22 protein-coding genes are annotated in these 19672 nt (G+C 38.0%); 2 read left to right on the top strand and 20 right to left on the bottom strand.

The window, feature by feature from the left end:
• Nucleotides 1-136 precede the first annotated feature (136 nt).
• Genes recG through sdaAB form a run of 3 tightly spaced genes read right to left on the bottom strand, consistent with a single transcriptional unit; the run spans nucleotide 137 to nucleotide 3761 of the window.
• Entirely contained in the window at nucleotides 137-2170 is a 2034-nt protein-coding gene (gene recG / locus MHH64_RS15380; RefSeq protein WP_340001991.1) for an ATP-dependent DNA helicase RecG, read from the bottom strand.
• Between the two features lie 30 nt (nucleotides 2171-2200).
• Entirely contained in the window at nucleotides 2201-3076 is an 876-nt protein-coding gene (gene sdaAA, locus MHH64_RS15385) for an L-serine ammonia-lyase, iron-sulfur-dependent, subunit alpha (RefSeq protein ID WP_095308571.1), read from the bottom strand.
• A gap of 22 nt (nucleotides 3077-3098) precedes the next feature.
• Nucleotides 3099-3761, bottom strand: coding sequence for an L-serine ammonia-lyase, iron-sulfur-dependent subunit beta (gene sdaAB / locus MHH64_RS15390; RefSeq protein WP_095308570.1), 663 nt, complete (start codon nucleotides 3759-3761; stop codon nucleotides 3099-3101).
• Between the two features lie 197 nt (nucleotides 3762-3958).
• On the opposite strand from sdaAB, the gene MHH64_RS15395 reads away from it, so the two are divergent.
• The gene (locus MHH64_RS15395; protein WP_340001992.1) at nucleotides 3959-5215 is read left to right on the top strand and encodes an NCS2 family permease; all 1257 of its coding nucleotides are present in this window, start codon (nucleotides 3959-3961) and stop codon (nucleotides 5213-5215) included.
• A gap of 61 nt (nucleotides 5216-5276) precedes the next feature.
• On the opposite strand, the gene MHH64_RS15400 is transcribed toward MHH64_RS15395, so the two are convergent.
• The 13 genes from MHH64_RS15400 to MHH64_RS15460 form a co-directional block, all read right to left on the bottom strand.
• A complete protein-coding gene (locus tag MHH64_RS15400; protein ID WP_095308567.1) occupies nucleotides 5277-5738 on the bottom strand; it encodes a HicA family toxin-antitoxin system in 462 nt (153 codons plus the stop codon).
• Nucleotides 5739-5981: 243 nt separating this feature from the next.
• Nucleotides 5982-6800, bottom strand: coding sequence for a polysaccharide deacetylase family protein (locus MHH64_RS15405; RefSeq protein WP_095308566.1), 819 nt, complete (start codon nucleotides 6798-6800; stop codon nucleotides 5982-5984).
• A 100-nt stretch (nucleotides 6801-6900) separates the two neighbouring features.
• Complete coding sequence (locus MHH64_RS15410; RefSeq protein ID WP_118888941.1) at nucleotides 6901-7776, bottom strand: anti-sigma-V factor rsiV; 876 nt, start codon at nucleotides 7774-7776, stop codon at nucleotides 6901-6903.
• Nucleotides 7760-8296, bottom strand: a complete 537-nt coding sequence (locus tag MHH64_RS15415; RefSeq protein WP_095308564.1) for a sigma-70 family RNA polymerase sigma factor — start codon at nucleotides 8294-8296, stop codon at nucleotides 7760-7762. Before MHH64_RS15415 ends, MHH64_RS15410 begins: the two co-directional genes overlap by 17 nt.
• 336 nt (nucleotides 8297-8632) lie before the next feature.
• Nucleotides 8633-9457: an urease accessory protein UreD gene (locus tag MHH64_RS15420; protein ID WP_095308563.1), complete on the bottom strand. Its 825-nt coding sequence runs from the start codon at nucleotides 9455-9457 to the stop codon at nucleotides 8633-8635.
• A complete protein-coding gene (gene ureG / locus MHH64_RS15425) occupies nucleotides 9450-10070 on the bottom strand; it encodes an urease accessory protein UreG (RefSeq protein WP_340001993.1) in 621 nt (206 codons plus the stop codon). The genes MHH64_RS15420 and ureG overlap by 8 nt, the downstream gene beginning before the upstream one ends.
• Nucleotides 10071-10257: 187 nt before the next feature.
• Nucleotides 10258-10944, bottom strand: coding sequence for an urease accessory protein UreF (locus tag MHH64_RS15430; RefSeq protein ID WP_095308561.1), 687 nt, complete (start codon nucleotides 10942-10944; stop codon nucleotides 10258-10260).
• A complete protein-coding gene (ureE, locus tag MHH64_RS15435; protein ID WP_095308559.1) occupies nucleotides 10937-11392 on the bottom strand; it encodes an urease accessory protein UreE in 456 nt (151 codons plus the stop codon). Before ureE ends, MHH64_RS15430 begins: the two co-directional genes overlap by 8 nt.
• A 10-nt stretch (nucleotides 11393-11402) precedes the next feature.
• Nucleotides 11403-13115, bottom strand: a complete 1713-nt coding sequence (gene ureC / locus MHH64_RS15440; protein ID WP_095308558.1) for an urease subunit alpha — start codon at nucleotides 13113-13115, stop codon at nucleotides 11403-11405.
• A complete protein-coding gene (locus tag MHH64_RS15445; protein ID WP_095308557.1) occupies nucleotides 13112-13435 on the bottom strand; it encodes an urease subunit beta in 324 nt (107 codons plus the stop codon). The genes ureC and MHH64_RS15445 overlap by 4 nt, the downstream gene beginning before the upstream one ends.
• 13 nt (nucleotides 13436-13448) lie before the next feature.
• Nucleotides 13449-13751: an urease subunit gamma gene (locus MHH64_RS15450; RefSeq protein ID WP_095308556.1), complete on the bottom strand. Its 303-nt coding sequence runs from the start codon at nucleotides 13749-13751 to the stop codon at nucleotides 13449-13451.
• Between the two features lie 889 nt (nucleotides 13752-14640).
• On the bottom strand, nucleotides 14641-16299 hold the full coding sequence (locus MHH64_RS15455; RefSeq protein ID WP_095308555.1) for a DAK2 domain-containing protein: 1659 nt from the start codon (nucleotides 16297-16299) through the stop codon (nucleotides 14641-14643).
• A 31-nt stretch (nucleotides 16300-16330) separates the two neighbouring features.
• Entirely contained in the window at nucleotides 16331-16693 is a 363-nt protein-coding gene (locus tag MHH64_RS15460; RefSeq protein ID WP_095308554.1) for an Asp23/Gls24 family envelope stress response protein, read from the bottom strand.
• A gap of 341 nt (nucleotides 16694-17034) precedes the next feature.
• On the opposite strand from MHH64_RS15460, the gene rpmB reads away from it, so the two are divergent.
• Nucleotides 17035-17223, top strand: a complete 189-nt coding sequence (rpmB, locus tag MHH64_RS15465) for a 50S ribosomal protein L28 (protein ID WP_095308553.1) — start codon at nucleotides 17035-17037, stop codon at nucleotides 17221-17223.
• Nucleotides 17224-17351: 128 nt separating this feature from the next.
• Here the strand turns inward: rpmB and spoVM are convergent, their stop codons facing one another.
• The 4 genes from spoVM to rsgA are packed head-to-tail and all read right to left on the bottom strand — an operon-like array spanning nucleotide 17352 to nucleotide 19672.
• Nucleotides 17352-17435, bottom strand: coding sequence for a stage V sporulation protein SpoVM (gene spoVM, locus MHH64_RS15470; RefSeq protein WP_095308552.1), 84 nt, complete (start codon nucleotides 17433-17435; stop codon nucleotides 17352-17354).
• A 40-nt stretch (nucleotides 17436-17475) separates the two neighbouring features.
• Nucleotides 17476-18129 (bottom strand): thiamine diphosphokinase, encoded by a 654-nt coding sequence (locus MHH64_RS15475; RefSeq protein ID WP_340001994.1) that lies wholly within the window; start codon nucleotides 18127-18129, stop codon nucleotides 17476-17478.
• A gap of 2 nt (nucleotides 18130-18131) precedes the next feature.
• Nucleotides 18132-18788 carry a ribulose-phosphate 3-epimerase gene (rpe, locus tag MHH64_RS15480; RefSeq protein WP_095308549.1) on the bottom strand — a complete coding sequence of 219 codons (657 nt, stop codon included), beginning with the start codon at nucleotides 18786-18788 and terminating at the stop codon, nucleotides 18132-18134.
• A gap of 2 nt (nucleotides 18789-18790) precedes the next feature.
• A complete protein-coding gene (gene rsgA / locus MHH64_RS15485) occupies nucleotides 18791-19672 on the bottom strand; it encodes a ribosome small subunit-dependent GTPase A (protein ID WP_118888945.1) in 882 nt (293 codons plus the stop codon).

The raw sequence follows: 19672 nt of genomic DNA on the forward strand, positions 1-19672 counted from the left end.
CACCATCCACCATTCATCATATTTTCACTTTATTGAAGAGTTCTAAATGAGGATAACCGGACTTTTAGAACTACTCGTTTATGACTTGGTACTAATAGTAATATATAATAGCTACTTTATTTATGCAAGCATACTTTTAATCAATTTTATCCGCAAACGAAAACTCGCGCTCTAAATAATGCTTTAGCGCACGATATTCTTCATTTTCTTCTAATTGATTTGTTTCCACGATTTCCTGTGCATCGTTCCTTGCAGTTTCTAAGGCACGATAATCATGTATCATATCCGCCACTTTAAATTCAGGAACACCGCTTTGTTTTCTGCCAAAGAAATCACCTGGTCCTCTTAATTGAAGGTCCTGTTCAGATAGTTCGAAGCCATTTGTTGTTTCTGTCATAATTCGCATCCGTTCTTTTCCAACTTCACCTTTTGGTTCAGCAATTAAAATGCAATAGCTCTGTTTACTGCCTCGTCCTACTCGGCCTCGCAACTGATGTAGCTGTGACAAACCAAATCGTTCTGCATCGTAAATGACCATTACGGTCGCATTTGGCACATTCACGCCAACTTCTACTACGGTTGTTGAAACAAGCACCTGAATATTATTGGCAGCAAACTCCTTCATCACACTATCCTTTTCTTGTGCTGATAATCTGCCATGCATTAATCCAACATTTATTTCTTCTGGATAATATGCTTCGAGCTGGTGAAATAAATCTACTGCATTCTGAATATCAAGCTTGTCAGACTCCTCAATGAGCGGACTAATGACATATGCCTGCTCACCTTCCGCGATACGTTTTGCAATAAAATCCAGGATTCTTTCAAACGTGTTTTCCTTTGCCCAAAGGGTTTCGACTTCTTTTCTTCCAGCAGGCATCTCATCAATGATTGAAACATCCATATCCCCAAATGCCGTAATTGCTAAAGTTCGCGGAATTGGAGTTGCTGTCATAAATAACACATCCGGATTTAATCCCTTGTCCCTTAATGTTCTCCTTTGCTCGACACCAAACCGATGTTGCTCATCGACAATAACAAAGCCTAAATCATGAAAGAAGACATCATCTTGGATCAATGCGTGTGTTCCTATCACTATATCTACTTCTCCATTTTGGACGGCTTGCAGCATTTCTTTTCGTTTTTTCCCTTTTACCGAACCTGTTAACAATGCAATTTTTGCTAGCTGTCCAAATAATGCTGTTAAGGATTGAAAGTGCTGTTCTGCTAGAATTTCAGTCGGGACCATTAATGCTCCCTGTTTTTCTGCTGTGATTGCGGCATAGAGACCAATTGCTGCGACGGCTGTTTTCCCTGAGCCAACATCCCCTTGCAACAGTCGGTTCATTCGATATGGAGACTTTAAGTCTGCCATTATTTGGTGTAAAGATTTTTGTTGTGCTCCTGTCAATTCAAAAGGGAAACTAGAAATAAACGCTTTCACTTTTTCTGCGTCATAGTGTTGCGCATTTCCTTTAGTTGCTTCGCGTTTCAGTTTACGTAATAGCTGCATTTTCAATTGAAAAACGAGAAACTCTTCATATGTAAAACGACGACGTGCATGCTTTAATGCGATTCGATCAGCAGGAAAATGCATTGTCTTAACTGCTTCTGAACGACTTGGCAGCTTATAGGAAACCAAAAGGTTCGCCGGCAATATTTCTGTAATTGCATCACCATACTCTGTTAATGCTGCTTGCATATACTTTTTTAATTTATAATTGGTTACATCACCTTTTACTGAATACATTGGTTGTACATCAGCCTGTTCATCGGCACTACCTTTTTTATAATTACTAACCGTAATTTGCAGGCGATGCGCATCCCATTTCCCTGTTAATGTAATTGTGTCACCGGCCTGAATTTGTTTCTTTGCAAATGCTCGATTAAACATCACAGCTTTGATCGCAACACCTTCTACTTCGACTGTAAACGTGAGTCGGGATTTTCGCTTACCGAAAAAAGTGAGGGAAGGATCATGTACCACCCTCCCCTCAATCGTTGCTTTATCGTCATGTATTAATTCACTAAGTGGTTTAATTTCATACACATCGTAGCGGTATGGGAAATACAGCAGTAAATCTGCAATGGTGTAGATTTTTAATAATGCCAAATCTTCTGCTGCCTTCTCTCCGATACCTTTAACGTGTGTTACAGGCTCATTAAGCACAGTAAATCACTCTTTCTATATAAGGTTACACTAAACCGATATTCCAAATATTTTTTCTTTCAGCAATCTCCCTGTTGGTGTATCTGCCAATCCACCTTCACCTGTTTCACGCAAGCTCGATGGCATTTGTTTACCAATTCGGTACATTGCTCCAATTACTTCATCACATGGTATTTTGCTTGTAACACCAGCTAATGCCATATCAGCTGAAACAATTGCCAAGGACGAGCCTGCAGCATTTCGTTTGACACAAGGTACCTCTACAAGACCTGCTACCGGATCACAAACAAGCCCAAGCATATTTTTCAGCGTTATTGCAAAAGCTTCTGCTGATTGCTGAGGTGTTCCACCAGCCATCTCAACTATAGCTGCTGAAGCCATTGCTCCAGCAGAACCAACCTCAGCCTGACAGCCACCAGCGGCTCCAGATATGAAAGCATTATTTGCTACTACAAAGCCAAAGGCACCTGCCGTAAATAAATAACGAATCATTTGTTCCCTGGTTGGATTCAGCTGATTTTTCACAGCGAATAGAGTGCCTGGGACACAGCCAGCACTGCCAGCAGTTGGTGTTGCACAGATGATTCCCATCGCTGCATTTACTTCATTCGTTCCCATTGCTTTACTTACTGCGTCTAATAGCAAATGACCTGACAATGGTGTTTTTTCCTTCATATACGTTTGGATCCGGACAGCATCGCCACCAGTCAGTCCTGTTACTGATTCCACACCTTTTAGCGCATCATCAATTGCGCGCTCCATCACCTGGAGGTTTTTTTCCATTTCAGCAAAAACGTCATCACGTGATTTCTCTTGTACATCCATTTCCTGGCGGATCATCACTTCAGAAATTAAAATATTTTCCTTCTCAGCTATTTCAACCAATTCGGCTACTGTTCGAAACATTGCTTTAACCCCCTTCTGGAAATTAGCTGACAATTTTTGATATCTGAATGATATGATCAGCACTTTCCAACTCTTTTAATATTGTATCTTCCACATTCTGATCAACTTCAATTACCATCAATGCCTCTTTTCCGACATCTTTTCGGTTTACTTCCATATGACCAATATTAATTTCGTGTTTTGCTAAGATTTTTGTTACGGAAGCAATTGCACCAAATCGGTCACTATGCATGATTAAAATAGCTGGATGGTTTCCAGATAAACGGAGTGCAAATCCATTCAGCTCTGTAATTTCAACTTTCCCGCCGCCAATAGAAATGCCGACAAGTTCCAACTGTTCGGAATCATCACCAATAACGAGTCGGGCAGTATTCGGATGGTCTGCGGAGGCACTGTCCTCAATAAACTCAATTTCAAGACCTTTCTCTTTAGCCGTATCTAAAGATTTGCTTATCTCCGGGTCATCCGTTTCTAATCCTAAAAGCCCGCCTGCTAATGCAAAATCTGTACCATGACCTTTATATGTCTTAGCAAAAGATTCATACAAATAAATTTTCGCCCATGTTGGTTGCTTACCAAAGAGATTACGGGCAGCTTTTCCAATTCGAGCAGCTCCAGCCGTATGCGAACTGGATGGTCCAACCATGACAGGACCAATAATATCGAACACTGAATTATATTTCATGAATTTCACCGCCTCTTCATTGCATAGTTCTTGCTCTATTGTAAAGTATAACAAAAAAGTTTATAATAATCATTTGTGGATTATAGAACAATTGTTTATTCGTAGAAGTCTAACCATGTATTACCAATCGACTCAAACGGGATAACAATTCTATATATCGGGTGGGAGAGGGATAGTAAAATGTTAGAGGAAATCAAATGAAACAACAAATTTCATTAAAAAATGAAATAATCGCCGGTATCATCGGGTATTTTACAACTGTTTATATTGTTGTAGTCAATGGCTCCATTTTGAGTGAAGCAGGTATTTCACTCGAAACTGGGATGATTGCCACCATCATGGCCAGCTTTGTCGGCACGATGATGATGGGGCTTTTTGGAAAGCTGCCGTTAATTTTAATTCCTGGGATGGGTATCAATGCTCTTTTTGCCTATTCGATTATAAACAATAACGACTTTACGTTTCAAGAAGGTCTTGCTGTAGTACTTGTAGCAGCTCTTATCTTTCTTATAACAGCATTTACAAAAATCGGCGTTATTTTGAAAAATGCGATTCCAGAATCCTTGACACATGCAATTACAGTTGGTCTCGGCTTTTTCTTAATTTTAATCGGTTTGGAAAAAAGCGGAATCGTAATTGGTGGTGGTAGCACAATTGTCGCTATCGGTGACTTTACATCAACACCTGTAATCGTTGGGCTACTTACCTTATTTATCGCCATATTTCTTTTCGTAAAAAATGTACCTGCAAACTTTTTAATTACAATGATTATCGGTACGATACTTGCTGCTGTTTTCGGTCTGCAGCAACCGGAAGTAGAGCCGGTTCAGGTACATGTCAATGAGTTACTTTTTATTCCTTCGTTTACAGCAATCGGAGACTTTGCGTTCTGGTTGGCGGTATTTCCATTAGCATTGATTCTTATCTTTGAAAATATGGGAATTTTAACAGGACAACTTGGAATGCTAAAACGCCATGAAAGCTATAATAAGGCATATCGAATTACTGCTTTTTCAACTGTTACATCCGCTTTTTTAGGCACTTCGCCAACGGTTTCTGGCGCTGAAAATGCTGCGGTGATAGCTTCTGGCGGAAAAACAGGTCGAGCAGCAATTACAGCTGGTATTTTCTTTTTGGCTACCATTTTCATCATTCCTTGGATATCAATGGTTCCAAATTCTGCCATTAGTCCCATCTTAATAATTGTTGGATTTTTAATGGCACAAAATATTAAGCACTTGCCATTAAATGACATTGCCGATTCAATTCCAGCTCTCTTAATCGTTGTTATGATTCCATTCACCTATAGTATTGGAGATGGAATGGCCTTCGGTTTTATTGCATATCCGATTGTAAAAATAGCTTTAGGAAAACAAAAGGAATTGACAAAGCCGTTAATTATTATTTCTTCCCTGTTTTTCATTGAATTTATCTTGAAAATTACAGGCATATAAAAAACCGCCCCGGCATGCTAGATGGATTAGCCTAAATCCTCTAAGTCGGGGCGGTTTTTGTCTATTTCGCATCATCTCTCGATTCTTCAATATGCTTCTGAATTTTTTCTTGTACCATCACTTCTACTTTTTCTACTCGCTCATCTTTTAAATGCCTCTCTGGCTTTGGATGGAACCACCTGATCTCATCATCTCGAAAGATTCCTTTATATTCATTCCCTTGGATCGACAGCTTAAACTGATGCACATCGTGCGTTTGATCAGCAAACAGGGGTTTTACTTCAATGTCATCTGTTTCATCTTTTACTCCATGCTCATCTAAAAGCCGATGCACTTCTAATTCAACAGCTTTCAAATACGCATCTCCCAAATCCTGTTGTGGATGCGGATTAAGCCATTGAATTTCACCATCATGGAAATTACCAACATATTGGTTTCCATGCACTTTTAACTTGAATTGATGTCTTTCATACGTGCGATCTTCAAAAATTTGTTCAACTTCAAAATTATCGACCAGCGCCAACGCCTCCTCGAATTGATTCTTTACTTACTATATTCCCGAATCTCATAAAAAAAATCGGCTTTCAAACTAAATAACAATATTTTTATAACAACAATAATGTACTATTCAATTGCATTTGTAAAGTATTGTATTTATGACAATTATTGTAATTTATTTATCAGAAGTAAAAAAACTGCACCAGCAACTTTTATAATGTACATAAATTGGTTCCCATCTTCAGCCCCATAGAATTAGCTTTAAGTTTTAATATTTCACTTTGTAATATGGTCCAGCACCCACATCTACTGGCAAAGATAAAATCTCACTAACAGTTACAAAATGATAACCTTCGTTGATAAGTGCAGTTAATAATTCAGGCAAAGCATCAGCTGTTTCTTGGTGGATATCGTGCATCAAAACAATTGCACCGGGAGTGATACTGTTCAGAATTTCCTCCTTTATCTTTTTCGCATTTCTCGTTTTCCAGTCCAAGGAATCGACGGACCATAAAATAAGAGAGTTTCCTAATGCTGTAGCTGTTTCTTCAACACGCTCATCAAATATACCATAGGGAGGTCGAGTCATTGTCGGATACTGTCCGCTCGCTTCTTCTATATTTCTAGCTGATTCAGAAATTTCTTCTTCAATATCATATGTATCTAACTTAACTAAATTTTGATGTAAATTTGTATGATTACCAATTTCATGACCTGCCATAGCAATTTCCTTAGCCATCGATGGGTTCGCTGTCGCTTGACTGCCAAGCATGAAAAAGGTAGCTTTAGCATCATGCTCAGCAAGAGCCTCTAGTACTTGGGGAGTAACGTTAGAATTAGGGCCATCATCAAATGTAAGTGCAATATATTTCTCGTTAGGATCCAAACTATTTACTACTTCGGAATCCTTTTGTACCAGAAACTGTTTGTCGTGCAGTACCATTTCTTTCAACTCATGATCTGCTTCTTTTTTAACTGTTGACACAGTTTGTGTACTACTTCCAACAGACCCACCTGAAATGAAAAAAATGGTTAACGCAATAAGTATAATTAATACCCACCCCGGCCAACGTATTCTCCTAATCATTTTATATTTATCCTTTCTACCAGACTATTAGCAGAGCTAATAGCCTTACCTACATGTTATACTTTTTTTTGCAATTCGATTACAATTACGGTCAAAGTCATTAATGAATGTATTCATTACTAACGAGTACTTCATTTAAAATTTCAGTTGGAATTATGAATTCAACGGTTCCCATATATCCTGGTGCAACTTCATATTCATCGAAAGAGATAACAAGCTTTCCATCATTATTAATATAAAATTGCTGTTCAGCTTGTATTGCTTCAAAGAAATCACCGAAGTCTTCCAAGCCAGCATCTTCCACCCAATATATTTTATTAGTATCTGAATTCATTTGTTCACGCATTTGATCCTTGATATTTTCGCTGATTATCTGAATGTAGCTTTCATCACTGAACAACATTGGTAGCGACAGCAATATTTCATTATTTTTATCTATCGTGTCATATTGAAGCGTCGTTGAACCTGAACCAGCAATTCTATTAACATACCTCTCTAACACAAAGATCTGCTCATTATCTGTCTTCACTTCGAAGCCACTAGAAATCGCATAATGCCCAGTTTCCCCCTCATTAACCTTTTTCATAATAGCTTCAAATTCTTTATAAAGGGTTTTGCCTTCCTCTAAGTAGTCCTCATTTAGACTATCTTCAAGTTCTTTGTTTTCTAAGTCTGTCACTGCCGGTACTTTAATATCTGCTGATAGAAGCTCATCTTCCTCCTCAAATTGTGTAATTGTGATGACCTTTACAACCTCTCCAACAATAGGTACCTCAGATAAAGCCTGAGCCATTGCTGGACTGACATTCACACTCATTGTAAATAGTAAAACAGCTGCTGCAACACCAGCAGACCATTTAGCTGTAAGTCTTTTAGTTCTTCGTTTTTTCAGTGTATCTTGCACAACACGATCAAGCTCCTTTGGAATCGCGATTTCATCATACCTTTTCTTTAAGGATTTAAAATTTCTTCCCACGTTTTACCTCCTCCTCAATTGTTGAATCTTCGTCCAGTTCAACTTTCAGTATTTTCAATGCTCTGTATAGCCTTGTTTTAACCGTATTAACATTTTCCCCTACAATTTTAGCGATTTCTTCTATTTTCATGTCCTCAAAATATCTAAGTATGATTATTGTTTTGTACTTATCTGGAAGGTGGTCAATCGCCTCTTGTAAATCTAAATGGTGATACTCATCTTCTCTGCCATTTGCTAAAACCTCCATCACAGTATCATCGACTACACTCAGCCTTTTATGCTTTCGCAAATGATCCAGGGAAGTGTTTACAACTATCTTATAAAACCAACTTTTTAAACCAACTTGATTTTCCAATGTGTTGATGCGAATTAGTGATTTATGAATTGCATCCTGTACGATATCAAGCGCATCCTCTTGATTCCCCACATAGCTATAGGCAATCCGATAACAACTCTCCTTATTCTCTATAATAAACGCGATTAATTCTTTTTCTAATTTTGATTTTTTAAACAAACCCATCTAAAAGAGCTCCTTTTTCGGCGGTTAATAAGCTTATACATACTAGACGTTCGAACAGCGTAAAAAGTTTGCGCATTTTTAATTTATTTTTTAAAAGGTTATTTTAAGGAATTGTTGTCGTTATATGTATCCCTTTATTGATAAAAGTTCGTAAAGGCGCAGCAAGTTTGAAATACCAGTTTTAAAAACGAACTAGTTGCTTACGTTTATTAATCTGAAATAACAAAAAGAGTGCTTCTTGTAAAAGAAATGCCCTCTTTATCCAATAGTATGAATCTATACTAAAATGTAATGCAATGAAAAAAGCCCGACAACCTTTTCGATTGTCGGACGAGGTTAATATTTTCTTAGAAAACTCGGCTTCATTTGATACCATTGATTGCTTATTGCGTGATGACAAGCAGTGAAAACACGTTCAATAACCTGTGTAGAATTAGCCAGTAATCTTATAGTAAAACCAGGTACATAAAGCTCTGATAAACCTGCTTTTATATCAGCCGTTTCTTCATTAATTGTTTCATATAACAGATCAAGCAGAGCAGAATCTGTCTTTTCCCCAATCACAATTAACGAGCCTAAATGTGTATAGCCTTCCATAAATCCCAGACCACCAATTTCTTGAGCACCTGGATTTAAGTTAATATGGTCAAAGGCAATCAATTCATTATCCATATAAATCTCGTTAATTAACCGTAATTGATCATAGCTGAATTGCTTTCCTTCCGGAGACCATCCAGGTGTCAAAATATCGGAATAAAGCAATGTTGCACCTTTTTCCATATATACTGTATTTTTCTGAAAGTAACGCGCGTCCTGGTAAGCAATCAGCGGATCTGGCAGATATTCTAAATAACTATCTTTTTTCAAATGAAATTCTGTTTCCTGGTATGCTTCTTTACTCGGTGTTTTATACACTTTTGTTGCAGATTGTGTTGTTAGCGTAACCTCGGCACCTTCATCAAGTGTTACTTTCATACGGTACGTATCGCCATCCAAATAGCCACCACCAGGATTTAGCAAGTAATAGCAAGGAAAATTATAATTATTAAGATATACAGGGCGCATCACTTTTAATGCACCTTGAAAATAAACCTTTTTAGCTACTGTTCTTCCTTGTCTGTTCTCCAAGTCTAACTCGAGAATCCCAGTCCAATCAGTCATGTTGCTCCAATCCCTTAAGCAATGCATGCTTTTTAATCCAATCTACGACCTTATCAAGTCCTTCATTATCCTTCAAATTCGTAAAAATAAATGGCTTATCACCACGGAAGACCTTCGTATCTGACTCCATAATTTCAAGGTTCGCACCGACAAATGGGGCTAAATCTGTTTTATTAATAATAAACAAATCAGATTTAATCATCCCTTGTCCACCTTTACGCGGGATTTTTTCTCCTTGTGCCACATCAATAATATAAATCGAAAAGTCAACGAGCTCCGGACTAAATGTAGCAGCGAGGTTATCACCACCGCTTTCTACGAAAATCAGCTCAACATCCGGATGTTTTTCTTTCAATTCCTCAATTGCAGCGAAGTTCATCGATGCATCTTCGCGAATCGCTGTATGCGGGCAACCACCTGTCTCCACTCCAATGATTCGATCATCTGGCAAAATACCATTTGCTACAAGGAACTTCGCATCCTCTTTCGTATAAATATCATTCGTAATAACCGCCATGCTAATTTCTCCATCCAATGCACGTGTAAGTTTTTCTACGAGCATCGTTTTTCCTGCACCAACAGGGCCACCTATTCCAATTCTAATTGGTTCCATACAAACACTTCCTTTATAAAATTTCATTAAAGAGGATGTTCAAAAAGTCCGGTAAAAATGACAGTTCGAGAACAAAGGACCTTCGACTAAAAACCTCCACATTCTATGTTGAACATCGAAATCCCAATACGTTGCTACTTAGCCGACCTCGTACCTTTTCTTTCTCCTCTTGAACACACCCTTAAAACTACGACATAAAAATTCGGATATTAACACGTTCATGTTGCATTTGAGCTAATTCCAAGCCTGGTGAAACAATTCCGAAATCAATACTATCAAGTTTCATTACATTAGCCGTTGCAACACTAAGCTCTTGCTGAAATTCGTGGATTATCTGCTGTCCTGTCGTTTGCCCTAAGGGAATCGCACGTACAGCATTTTGAACGAGCGCTGCAATGGTTGAATATAAGTAATATCGAATCGTCATTTCCTTATCAACTTGCAAATAATGACCAACGATTGTAAACGCAAGCGCGGAGTGACCAAATGAACGCTTTTCTTTAATGCGTTGTCGATATTGTGATGTAATTGGAATTTTATATAATGCCTCTACGATAGTTATCATCTGTTCTCCCATTCGCTGTGTACCTACCCGTGATTCACGCGCAAGATTTTGAACAGTTAAAAGCCGGTCCAGTTCCCATACCTTGTCCAACTCGTCTTCAACTAGTGCCTCATATGCAAGCTTCGAGGCTAAGCCATCTGAATAGACGAGCTGTTCATGTAAATACACTTTTAGCCATTTGGAGAAGGACTCTTTGTCAAAAATTAGGTTTTCTTGGATATATGTTTCCATTCCAAACGAGTGACTGAAAGAACCCGTAGGAAAATTTGAATCGCATAGCTGAAATAAAGCCAATGCACGATCAATCATGGCTATGTCCTATATGTCGGAACGCTTGGTTCACTTTACGATCCTCTCTTTTGAAAGGAATGCCAAGTTCTTGCAATAGTTCCTCTACTAAGTAATCGTATTGAACAAGCATGTCATCCTTCTCAAACTGGGCTGGGAGATGACGATTTCCAAGCTGGTGAGCGATTGTTCCCATTTCATGCATACTTCTTGGACTAATAACCAACAAATCGTCTGACAGCACATCAATAATTATCATATTTTTTTCATCCATGTATAGTACATCACCAGCTACTAAATCACGTGGCTCCCTTAGACGAATTCCAATTTCTTTCCCATGATCTGTTTCGACTCGTTGAATCCGCTTGACTAGGTGAGCACTTTCAAGATAAACCTTTTCTTTATGTCGCTTACTAATTTCTTCTTGATTCATTTCGTTTATATTTCCAACTATTTTTTCGATTATCAATCATTTCACCTCAAAATAAGAAATACCGTTGACCCATTGGTACCGTGTCAACAGGATCACATGTAATTATTTCACCATTTATTCGTACTTCATACGTTTGTGGATCAACATCAATTTCTGGCGTTTCTGTGTTTAGCTTCATATCCTTCTTTGTAAGCTGACGAATCCCACGTACCGGTTTTACCATTTTTTCCAGTCCAAGTTTTTCTTGAATGTTATCGTCATAAGCAGCTTGTGATACAAAAGTAAACGAACTTTTTGCCAGTGCTTTTCCAGTTGTAGCATACATCGGTCGATAAATCATTGGTTGCGGGGTTGGAATTGTTGCATTGGCATCCCCCATCAAACTTTGTACAGCAAGACCATTTTTTAGAATCATCTCTGGTTTTACCCCAAAAAAGCGCGGTTCCCATAATACAAGGTCGGCTGACTTTCCTACTTCAATCGAACCGACATATTCAGAAATTCCATGTGTAATTGCAGGGTTAATGGTATATTTGGCGATATACCGTTTAGCACGATTATTATCCGCATATTTGCTATCGCCTTTCATTGTCCCCATTTGCATCTTCATTTTATCAGCAGTTTGCCATGTTCTAAGGACAACTTCACCAATACGTCCCATCGCCTGTGCATCGGAGCTCATCATGCTGAACACACCCATATCCTGTAAGATATCCTCTGCTGCAATCGTTTCTCTGCGAATGCGTGAATCAGCAAATGCTATATCCTCTGGAACAGATGGATTCAAGTGATGACAAACCATTAGCATATCAAGGTGTTCGTCAATTGTATTGACTGTATATGGCATCGTTGGATTCGTCGATGATGGAAGCACATTTAACATACCGGCAGATTTAATTAAATCTGGTGCATGCCCGCCACCAGCACCCTCTGTATGGTACATGTGAATTACACGATTTTTAATTGCTCTCATCGTATCTTCAAAAAAACCTGCCTCATTCAATGTATCTGCATGAAGGGCAACTTGAACGTCAAATTCGTCAGCTACCTTTAATGAATGATCTAATGCAGATGGTGTTGCTCCCCAATCTTCATGTACCTTCAAACCTATTGCTCCCGCACGGATCTGCTCTTCAAGCGGGCCGGCTGTTGCAGCGTGACCTTTACCTGTTAAACCGATATTTATCGGAAGTCCCTCAATAGCTTGAAGCATTCGATGCATGTTCCATTCGCCCGGCGTTACCGTAGTCGCTCGCGAACCTGCACCAGGTCCGGTTCCTCCACCAATTAAAGTTGTTAATCCAGCTGTAAGTGCAACATCTACTTGCGCAGGGTTAATAAAGTGAACATGTGTATCGATTCCACCTGCCGTCAGAATTTTACCCTCACCTGCAATTACCTCTGTTGCAGCTCCGATAACAATATCTACATTGTCCATAACAAGCGGATTTCCACTTTTTCCAATGGCAAAAATCAATCCATCTCTCAATGCAACATCTGCTTTATAAATCCCTGTATAATCGAGCACAATCACGTTCGTAATTACGGTATCTGGAACTCCTTCTTCACGAGTAGCTAGTGGATGCTGTCCCATTCCGTCTCGGATGACCTTGCCACCTCCGAACACTACTTCTTCACCATAGGTCGTATAATCTTTTTCGATTTGTATGAATAAGTCTGTATCCGCTAACCGAACCGAGTCTCCAGTTGTCGGTCCATACATTTGTGAATATTGCTCTCTGGACATCTTAAAACTCATTTTGAATCCCTACCTTCTAATGGCCCATCAACTTTATTTGTGAATCCATATACAACGCGCGCACCTGCATAATCAATTAGTTCGATCTCTTTTTCATCACCAGGTTCAAAACGAACTGCTGCACCCGCAGGTACATTTAATCGTTTTCCATATGCCTCCTCACGATTGAATATCAACGCTTCATTTACTTCATAAAAATGATAATGTGAGCCAACTTGTACTGGTCGATCGCCAGTATTGATTACAGTAACTTTCGAGCTTATTTTATTTTGATTACAGATGATCTCTTCATCTTTTAAAATCAATTCACCAGGTATCATTTTGTCACTCCTTTTAACGTATCGGATGATGAACCGTTACTAATTTTGTACCATCAGGAAAGGTAGCTTCAACTTGAATATCATCAATCATCTCCGGTATACCTTCCATTACATCTTCGCGCGTTAAAATCGTTGCTCCGAATTCCATTAACTCAGCAACCGTTTTACCATCACGCGCACCCTCTAACAGCTCATATGTAATCAATGCCATTGCTTCAGGGTGATTCAGTTTCAGACCTCGATCTTTTCTGCGTCTTGCCAGATCAGCTGCTACTACAATTAAGAGCTTGTCCATTTCACGCGGTAATAATTGCATCTATTCATTTCCTCCTTTTACTATCATTGTGCTATAACCAGTTTTCCCACCTCTTCAAAATCCAAAACAAATACTAAATTTTAAAAATATGTTTGTATTATTATTGGGAACCTTCACACTGTTTAATACCTATAAATTAAATTATTTAACAGAGTTAAAAGGCATACCGTTTACAGAAGTAGATGTAAGAAATCTTGGTTCACAAAGAACCATCTTTTAATCATATTGGCCCCTTCAAAGACAGTAGATTTTTTTCGTATTTAAATTAATCGTTATTGATCATACTTGAAACTATGTGAAAACAATCACAAATAAGCGATTCCATAGGAGAACCACGTAGTACGCTGTATTTAATTTTTAATGGTTTATAAAAGTTTGTCATACATGTCGCTCATTTTCAGTTAGGGACTGATGAAGACGGTGGATCTTCTGAACAACGAAAAGAGAGGTTTGTCTACTTCGTCTGTTAGTAGATTAACTAAAGACAAAATAGTTTGAGAGTGTAAATAAATCTTTAATCAATATATGATTAATTCAATACTATATCTATGATACAGATTTTTGGCGAGAAATCAAGCTTTTCGTTTACAAAAAACGATATTCTTTGATGTTGAACATTTCTCTTTAGTAAAACTGCAGAAATTTGAGCAGCATCAGGAGCACAATTTAAAATCCTTAATCGTGATACGTTTTATCGTTTCATCGATAAGATTCGTCTTATGCACCTCTATTGCCTTACACGCCGTTGCAACATACAGACTGTCCATAAGTGTGGCTGCTTCTAGTCCAACTAAGCCTCAGCTCCTAAATTATTCGCAGCATTCAAATTTTATAGTGTTTTATCCACAATAAAAGATCGTGCATTATCGCACGATCTTAATCCTTAACATTATTCTACAGAGAAAATATAAGAATAGATGGGCTGATTACCATTATGAATCTCAACCTCGATATCCCCATATGTTGCTTCAATATAGTTCACAAGCTCCGCAACTTCACTTTCTTCTACATCCTCGCCTTGTAAAACAGTCAATATTTCATCTTCATCTGTAATTAATTCATTCAATAATAATTTAACAGCTTCTGTTTTATCTTTATGTGTTGTAACGATTTTACCTTCATTAATACCCATAAAGCTGTCTTTTTCAATTGTAATACCATCAATTTGCGTATCTCTTACAGCATATGTTATTTGTCCAGTTTTTACATGTTTACGGGCTTCATCCATCGCTTCTTTATTCTCATTAATGCCAGCTTCCGAATTAAATGCCAACATTGCACTTATTCCTTGTGGAATTGTTTTTGTCGCGACAACTGCTACATTTCCCTCAGCAAGCTCTGCTGCTTGATCAGCTGCCATCCAAATATTTTTATTGTTTGGCAAAATAATTACATTCTCAGCATTTGCTTTTTGAATAGCATCCGTAATATCCTGTGTACTTGGGTTCATCGTTTGTCCACCTTCAATGACCACAGATACACCTAAACTTTCAAATAATGCCTTTAGTCCACTTCCCATAGCTACTGTGACAACACCATACTTACTTTTTTGCTTCTTTGTATTTTGTGACTTTTCACCAACGATTGCCGCATGCTGCTGACGCATGTTTTCGATTTTCATATTGATCAAGCTTCCGAAACGCTGTCCCATTGTTAGGCATGTTCCTGGCTCTTCTGAATGGATGTGAACTTTTACAATTTCATCATCTGACACTACTAATAATGAATCTCCCAGCTCACTTAATTCATTACGGAATTTTTCTTCACTAAATGGATACTCTGCTAATTTATCATCCTCAAATTTCACCATAAACTCTGTACAGTAACCAAATTCAATCTCTGACGTATCCATGAAATCTTGGCTAACTTTATGATGCTCAGCATTCACCATTTCTTCCATCTTTACTTCTGTTGTATCAGCCGGTAATGCTTCCCCTTTTAAAGCAGCCAAAAAGCCTTCATAAATTGTTACAAGTCCTTGTCCACCAGAGTCAACTACTCCTACCTCTTTTAAAACAGGCAATAACTCTGGCGTACGCTTTAGAGATGCTTTTGCCTCAGCAAGCACCTTTTCCATGAACAGAATAATATCTTTTTCTGTCTCAGACAGGCGTACAGCTTCCTTGGCTGAATCCTTTGCCACAGTTAAAATGGTCCCTTCAACAGGTTTCATTACTGCTTTATAGGCGCTAACCACACCGGCATCGAATGCTTGAGCTAAATCAGCAACCGTCAATGCCTGCTTCTTTTCCATACCTTTTGCAAAGCCACGAAAAATTTGGGATAAAATAACACCAGAATTGCCTCTTGCTCCCATTAGCAGTCCTTTTGCGAAAGCATTGGCTATCTCAGATGCATTATTACTTGTATGTTGTTTCACTTCATTTGCACCCGAAGTTATCGATAAATTCATATTCGTTCCCGTATCACCATCTGGTACTGGGAATACATTTAACGCATCTATTTTCTTGGCATTATTCGCTAAATGATGTGCTCCAGTGAGTATCATCTGTGCTAATGTAACGCCATCTAACTTTTCTACCGTCACTGAATTTCCTCCTCCACAACCCGAAACAAAACTAGTCTTTTGCTACACGGACTCCTTGAATATAAATATTTACTGAGTCGATGGATAAACCTAAAGATTGATGTAATGTATATTTGACTTGTGATTGCACATTATTTGCTACTTCAGAAATTTTCGTCCCATAACTTACAATAATATACATATCAATATGCAACTTATCCTCTTCTTGTCGAACTACAATTCCTCTTGCATAATTTTCTTTTCTGAGAATCTCTGCAATTCCATCTTTAATTTGGCTTTTAGATGCCATTCCTACAATTCCATAACATTCAACTGCAGTTCCGCCAGCAATTGTAGCGATAACTTCATTTGTAATTGTTACTTGACCATCAGTTGTATGAAGTTCAATGGACATAATTATCCTCCTTAACGTACATATCAAAAAGCATCGAATGAAAAGCAAATCATAGTACTTAATACTTTTGATTTCTTATTACCTTTAAACAGAATATAAGCAAATTATACTATACACAGAACATATTTAAAAGCAACTATAATATGATACGAATAAAATTAAAAATACCTCATACTACAATGAATGATTTCGTATAATCTGTCAAGTATTTTCGCTTTATCCCATTGACACAATCCTCTCTCCATCTGACATTTTAAAAAAAGATTCGTTGCATTATTAGTCTACTTGTGATAAATTGTATAAGTAATTACTGACACATGATAGAGTAAGGAGTGAATATTATGGCTAGAAAATGTGTTGTAACTGGACGTCAAACTCGCAGTGGTAACCTTCGTTCTCACGCTATGAATTCCAACAAACGTAATTGGAAAGCTAATGTACAAAAAGTACGTATTATGGTAGACGGTAAACCTAAAAAAGTTTATGTTTCTGCTCGTGCACTTAAGTCAGGTAAAGTAGAGCGCGTATAATATACCAGAGCGTCAGCTTAACATTAGACGACCAAAAGCACCGGATGCAATGCACCTGGTGCTTTTTAATGTTTAGGAAACTATAAGTGCGTGTACAAAGATGAACGAAAACCTTCTAGCTTAGGCAATTATTTTTCTTTTTTAAACATCCCAATTACAACTTTTACAAATCCACCGACAAATCTTGGAAGTTTAATCGTATAGAATTTCATAAGTAGGGACCCCTCCTGTTTTACAATTCAAACATACCGTTCAAATCGTATCACCACTCTTTACTAGTAATACTATGCCTTTATCAAATGAAAAAGTACCTTTTTTTGAAAGAAGCTTGTTTGAGATGCAAAGTGTTGATCCCCATGAAATAGTTGTATTCGATAAAGGATAATAAAATCCAGATAAATAAATCCCTTCCACTTCTTTTGTAAAAGGGATTAAAGATATATAGGGGTATGCTTCATGGTTTTCTATTGTATGTATACCAGGAGACAGCATTTCTATTTGATTGGATTGATCCACAATAACAGCTTGAATACCCTTATTTAAAATAGTATATAGCAACTGAATATTAATTAATTCATGATCCAGCCTGCCACCGGTGACACCAAATAAATATATTTTACTGGGGTTCATTGCATATGCTCGATTTAATGCAATTTCCATGTCTGTTTCGTCTTTTTCGATTGGATGCCTTTCCATGTATGCAGCATTTTTGGAAATTACTTGTCTTTCATGTTTATCAATTGAATCAAAATCACCAACAGCATATTCTAACGGAATTTTTTGCTCAGCTATCAAATATGCACCACGGTCAGCACCAATCCAGCTATCGATCTCGTCTTTAAACAAATAAAGATTGGGAACCAAACCGGATGGTCCGTTCCCTACTATTGCTACTACTTTCATCATAATTACCCTTTCGTTGCATTACGTATCGCTTGAATCGCTTCACGTCGATCAGCTTGTCCAAAAACAGCGCTGCCAGCTACTAAAACATCAGCACCTGCATCGGTACACAATTTTGCAGTTTCTGGGTTTACCCCCCCATCAACTTCAATCTCAAAATCTAGATTTAATTCCTTACGCCACATGGATAATTTTTCAATTTTCTCTACTGCTTCGTGAATAAATGACTGTCCTCCAAAGCCTGGGTTTACTGTCATAATTAATATAAGTTCTACTTCTTTTAAAATAGGTTTAAGCATTTCTACTGGTGTTGCTGGATTAATTACTACCCCAGGCTTTACATCATTTGCTCTAATTAGCTGAAGTGTACGGTGGAGATGTGTACATGCCTCTTGATGTACTGTTATGATGGCAGCACCAGCCTCAGCAAATACAGGAATGTACGGATCCGGGTTTTCAATCATTAAATGGACATCCAGCGGCAGGCTTGTAACTGGCTTGATTGCGTCGACAATTAACGGTCCAATTGTAATATTAGGCACGAAATGTCCATCCATTACATCAACATGGATATAATCCGCCCCGCCTTTTTCAACATCGATTATTTCTTCACCTAGTTTGGCAAAGTCTGCCGATAAAATAGAAGGTGCAATTTTAGTCATAATTAATACCTCGGCTTTCGTGATTGTATTTCTTCTAGAAAACTTAAATAATGATCATAACGGAAGCGCGCAATATCGTTCGTTTCCACCGCTTCCTTAACAGCACATTTAGGCTCTTTATAATGCATGCAGCCTCGGAACTTACAATACTCTTGTATTTCCCTCATTTCAGGAAAACAATCTGATAATGATTCTGCTTCGATTTCATTAAAATCAAGCACACTGAAACCAGGTGTATCTGCTACAAGTCCACCATTTACCTGCATCAGTTCAACGTGTCTTGTCGTATGCTTTCCTCTACCAAGACTTTTAGATATCTCTGCGGTCTTTAGCAATAAAGATGGCTTTAATACATTTAAAAGCGTTGATTTTCCAACACCTGATTGTCCTGCAAAAACAGATACTTTATTCCTGAAGTAATGCTTCAATTCAGGAAGCAAATCTTGTTGCTTGGATGAAATTAATTCGACAGCATAACCAATTTTCTTATATATAGCTTGATATGCTTCAATGTCATGACGTGCTTCTGCAGAAACTAAATCAATCTTTGTGATAAAAATAACCGGCTCTATTTCCTTCGATTCTATTAACACTAGAAAACGATCCAATAACAGAGTGCTAAAATCCGGAGAAGCAGCAGAGCTAACAATTATCGCTTGATCGATATTTGCTATCGGTGGACGAACGAGTTCGTTCGTTCTTTCTTTAATCTCCATAATATATCCTTCGCCGGGATTGCTTTCCTCGAACTCTACAAAATCCCCAACAAGCGGGGTGATTTTCCGATTCCGAAAAACACCCCGACCTTTGCAGGAGTAAATCATATTATTTGATTTCACATAATAAAATCCACTTAAAGCTTTAACAATTCTTCCTTCTGCCAT

It is taken from the genome of Oceanobacillus sp. FSL K6-0127 (assembly GCF_037983385.1).
Classification (GTDB): Bacteria; Bacillota; Bacilli; order Bacillales; family Amphibacillaceae; genus Oceanobacillus; species Oceanobacillus profundus.

What these genes read in the sequence shown, in the direction of transcription:
- sdaAA (WP_095308571.1), bottom strand. Translation starts at nt 3,076, where the DNA reads ATGTTTCGAACAGTAGCCGAATTGGTTGAAATAGCTGAGAAGGAAAAT.
- sdaAB (WP_095308570.1), bottom strand. Translation starts at nt 3,761, where the DNA reads ATGAAATATAATTCAGTGTTCGATATTATTGGTCCTGTCATGGTTGGA.
- MHH64_RS15395 (WP_340001992.1), top strand. Translation starts at nt 3,959, where the DNA reads ATGAAACAACAAATTTCATTAAAAAATGAAATAATCGCCGGTATCATC.
- MHH64_RS15405 (WP_095308566.1), bottom strand. Translation starts at nt 6,800, where the DNA reads ATGATTAGGAGAATACGTTGGCCGGGGTGGGTATTAATTATACTTATT.
- MHH64_RS15415 (WP_095308564.1), bottom strand. Translation starts at nt 8,296, where the DNA reads ATGGGTTTGTTTAAAAAATCAAAATTAGAAAAAGAATTAATCGCGTTT.
- MHH64_RS15420 (WP_095308563.1), bottom strand. Translation starts at nt 9,457, where the DNA reads ATGACTGATTGGACTGGGATTCTCGAGTTAGACTTGGAGAACAGACAA.
- ureG (WP_340001993.1), bottom strand. Translation starts at nt 10,070, where the DNA reads ATGGAACCAATTAGAATTGGAATAGGTGGCCCTGTTGGTGCAGGAAAA.
- MHH64_RS15430 (WP_095308561.1), bottom strand. Translation starts at nt 10,944, where the DNA reads ATGATTGATCGTGCATTGGCTTTATTTCAGCTATGCGATTCAAATTTT.
- ureC (WP_095308558.1), bottom strand. Translation starts at nt 13,115, where the DNA reads ATGAGTTTTAAGATGTCCAGAGAGCAATATTCACAAATGTATGGACCG.
- MHH64_RS15445 (WP_095308557.1), bottom strand. Translation starts at nt 13,435, where the DNA reads ATGATACCTGGTGAATTGATTTTAAAAGATGAAGAGATCATCTGTAAT.
- MHH64_RS15450 (WP_095308556.1), bottom strand. Translation starts at nt 13,751, where the DNA reads ATGCAATTATTACCGCGTGAAATGGACAAGCTCTTAATTGTAGTAGCA.
- MHH64_RS15460 (WP_095308554.1), bottom strand. Translation starts at nt 16,693, where the DNA reads ATGTCCATTGAACTTCATACAACTGATGGTCAAGTAACAATTACAAAT.
- rpmB (WP_095308553.1), top strand. Translation starts at nt 17,035, where the DNA reads ATGGCTAGAAAATGTGTTGTAACTGGACGTCAAACTCGCAGTGGTAAC.
- spoVM (WP_095308552.1), bottom strand. Translation starts at nt 17,435, where the DNA reads ATGAAATTCTATACGATTAAACTTCCAAGATTTGTCGGTGGATTTGTA.
- MHH64_RS15475 (WP_340001994.1), bottom strand. Translation starts at nt 18,129, where the DNA reads ATGATGAAAGTAGTAGCAATAGTAGGGAACGGACCATCCGGTTTGGTT.
- rpe (WP_095308549.1), bottom strand. Translation starts at nt 18,788, where the DNA reads ATGACTAAAATTGCACCTTCTATTTTATCGGCAGACTTTGCCAAACTA.
- rsgA (WP_118888945.1), bottom strand. Translation starts at nt 19,672, where the DNA reads ATGGCAGAAGGAAGAATTGTTAAAGCTTTAAGTGGATTTTATTATGTG.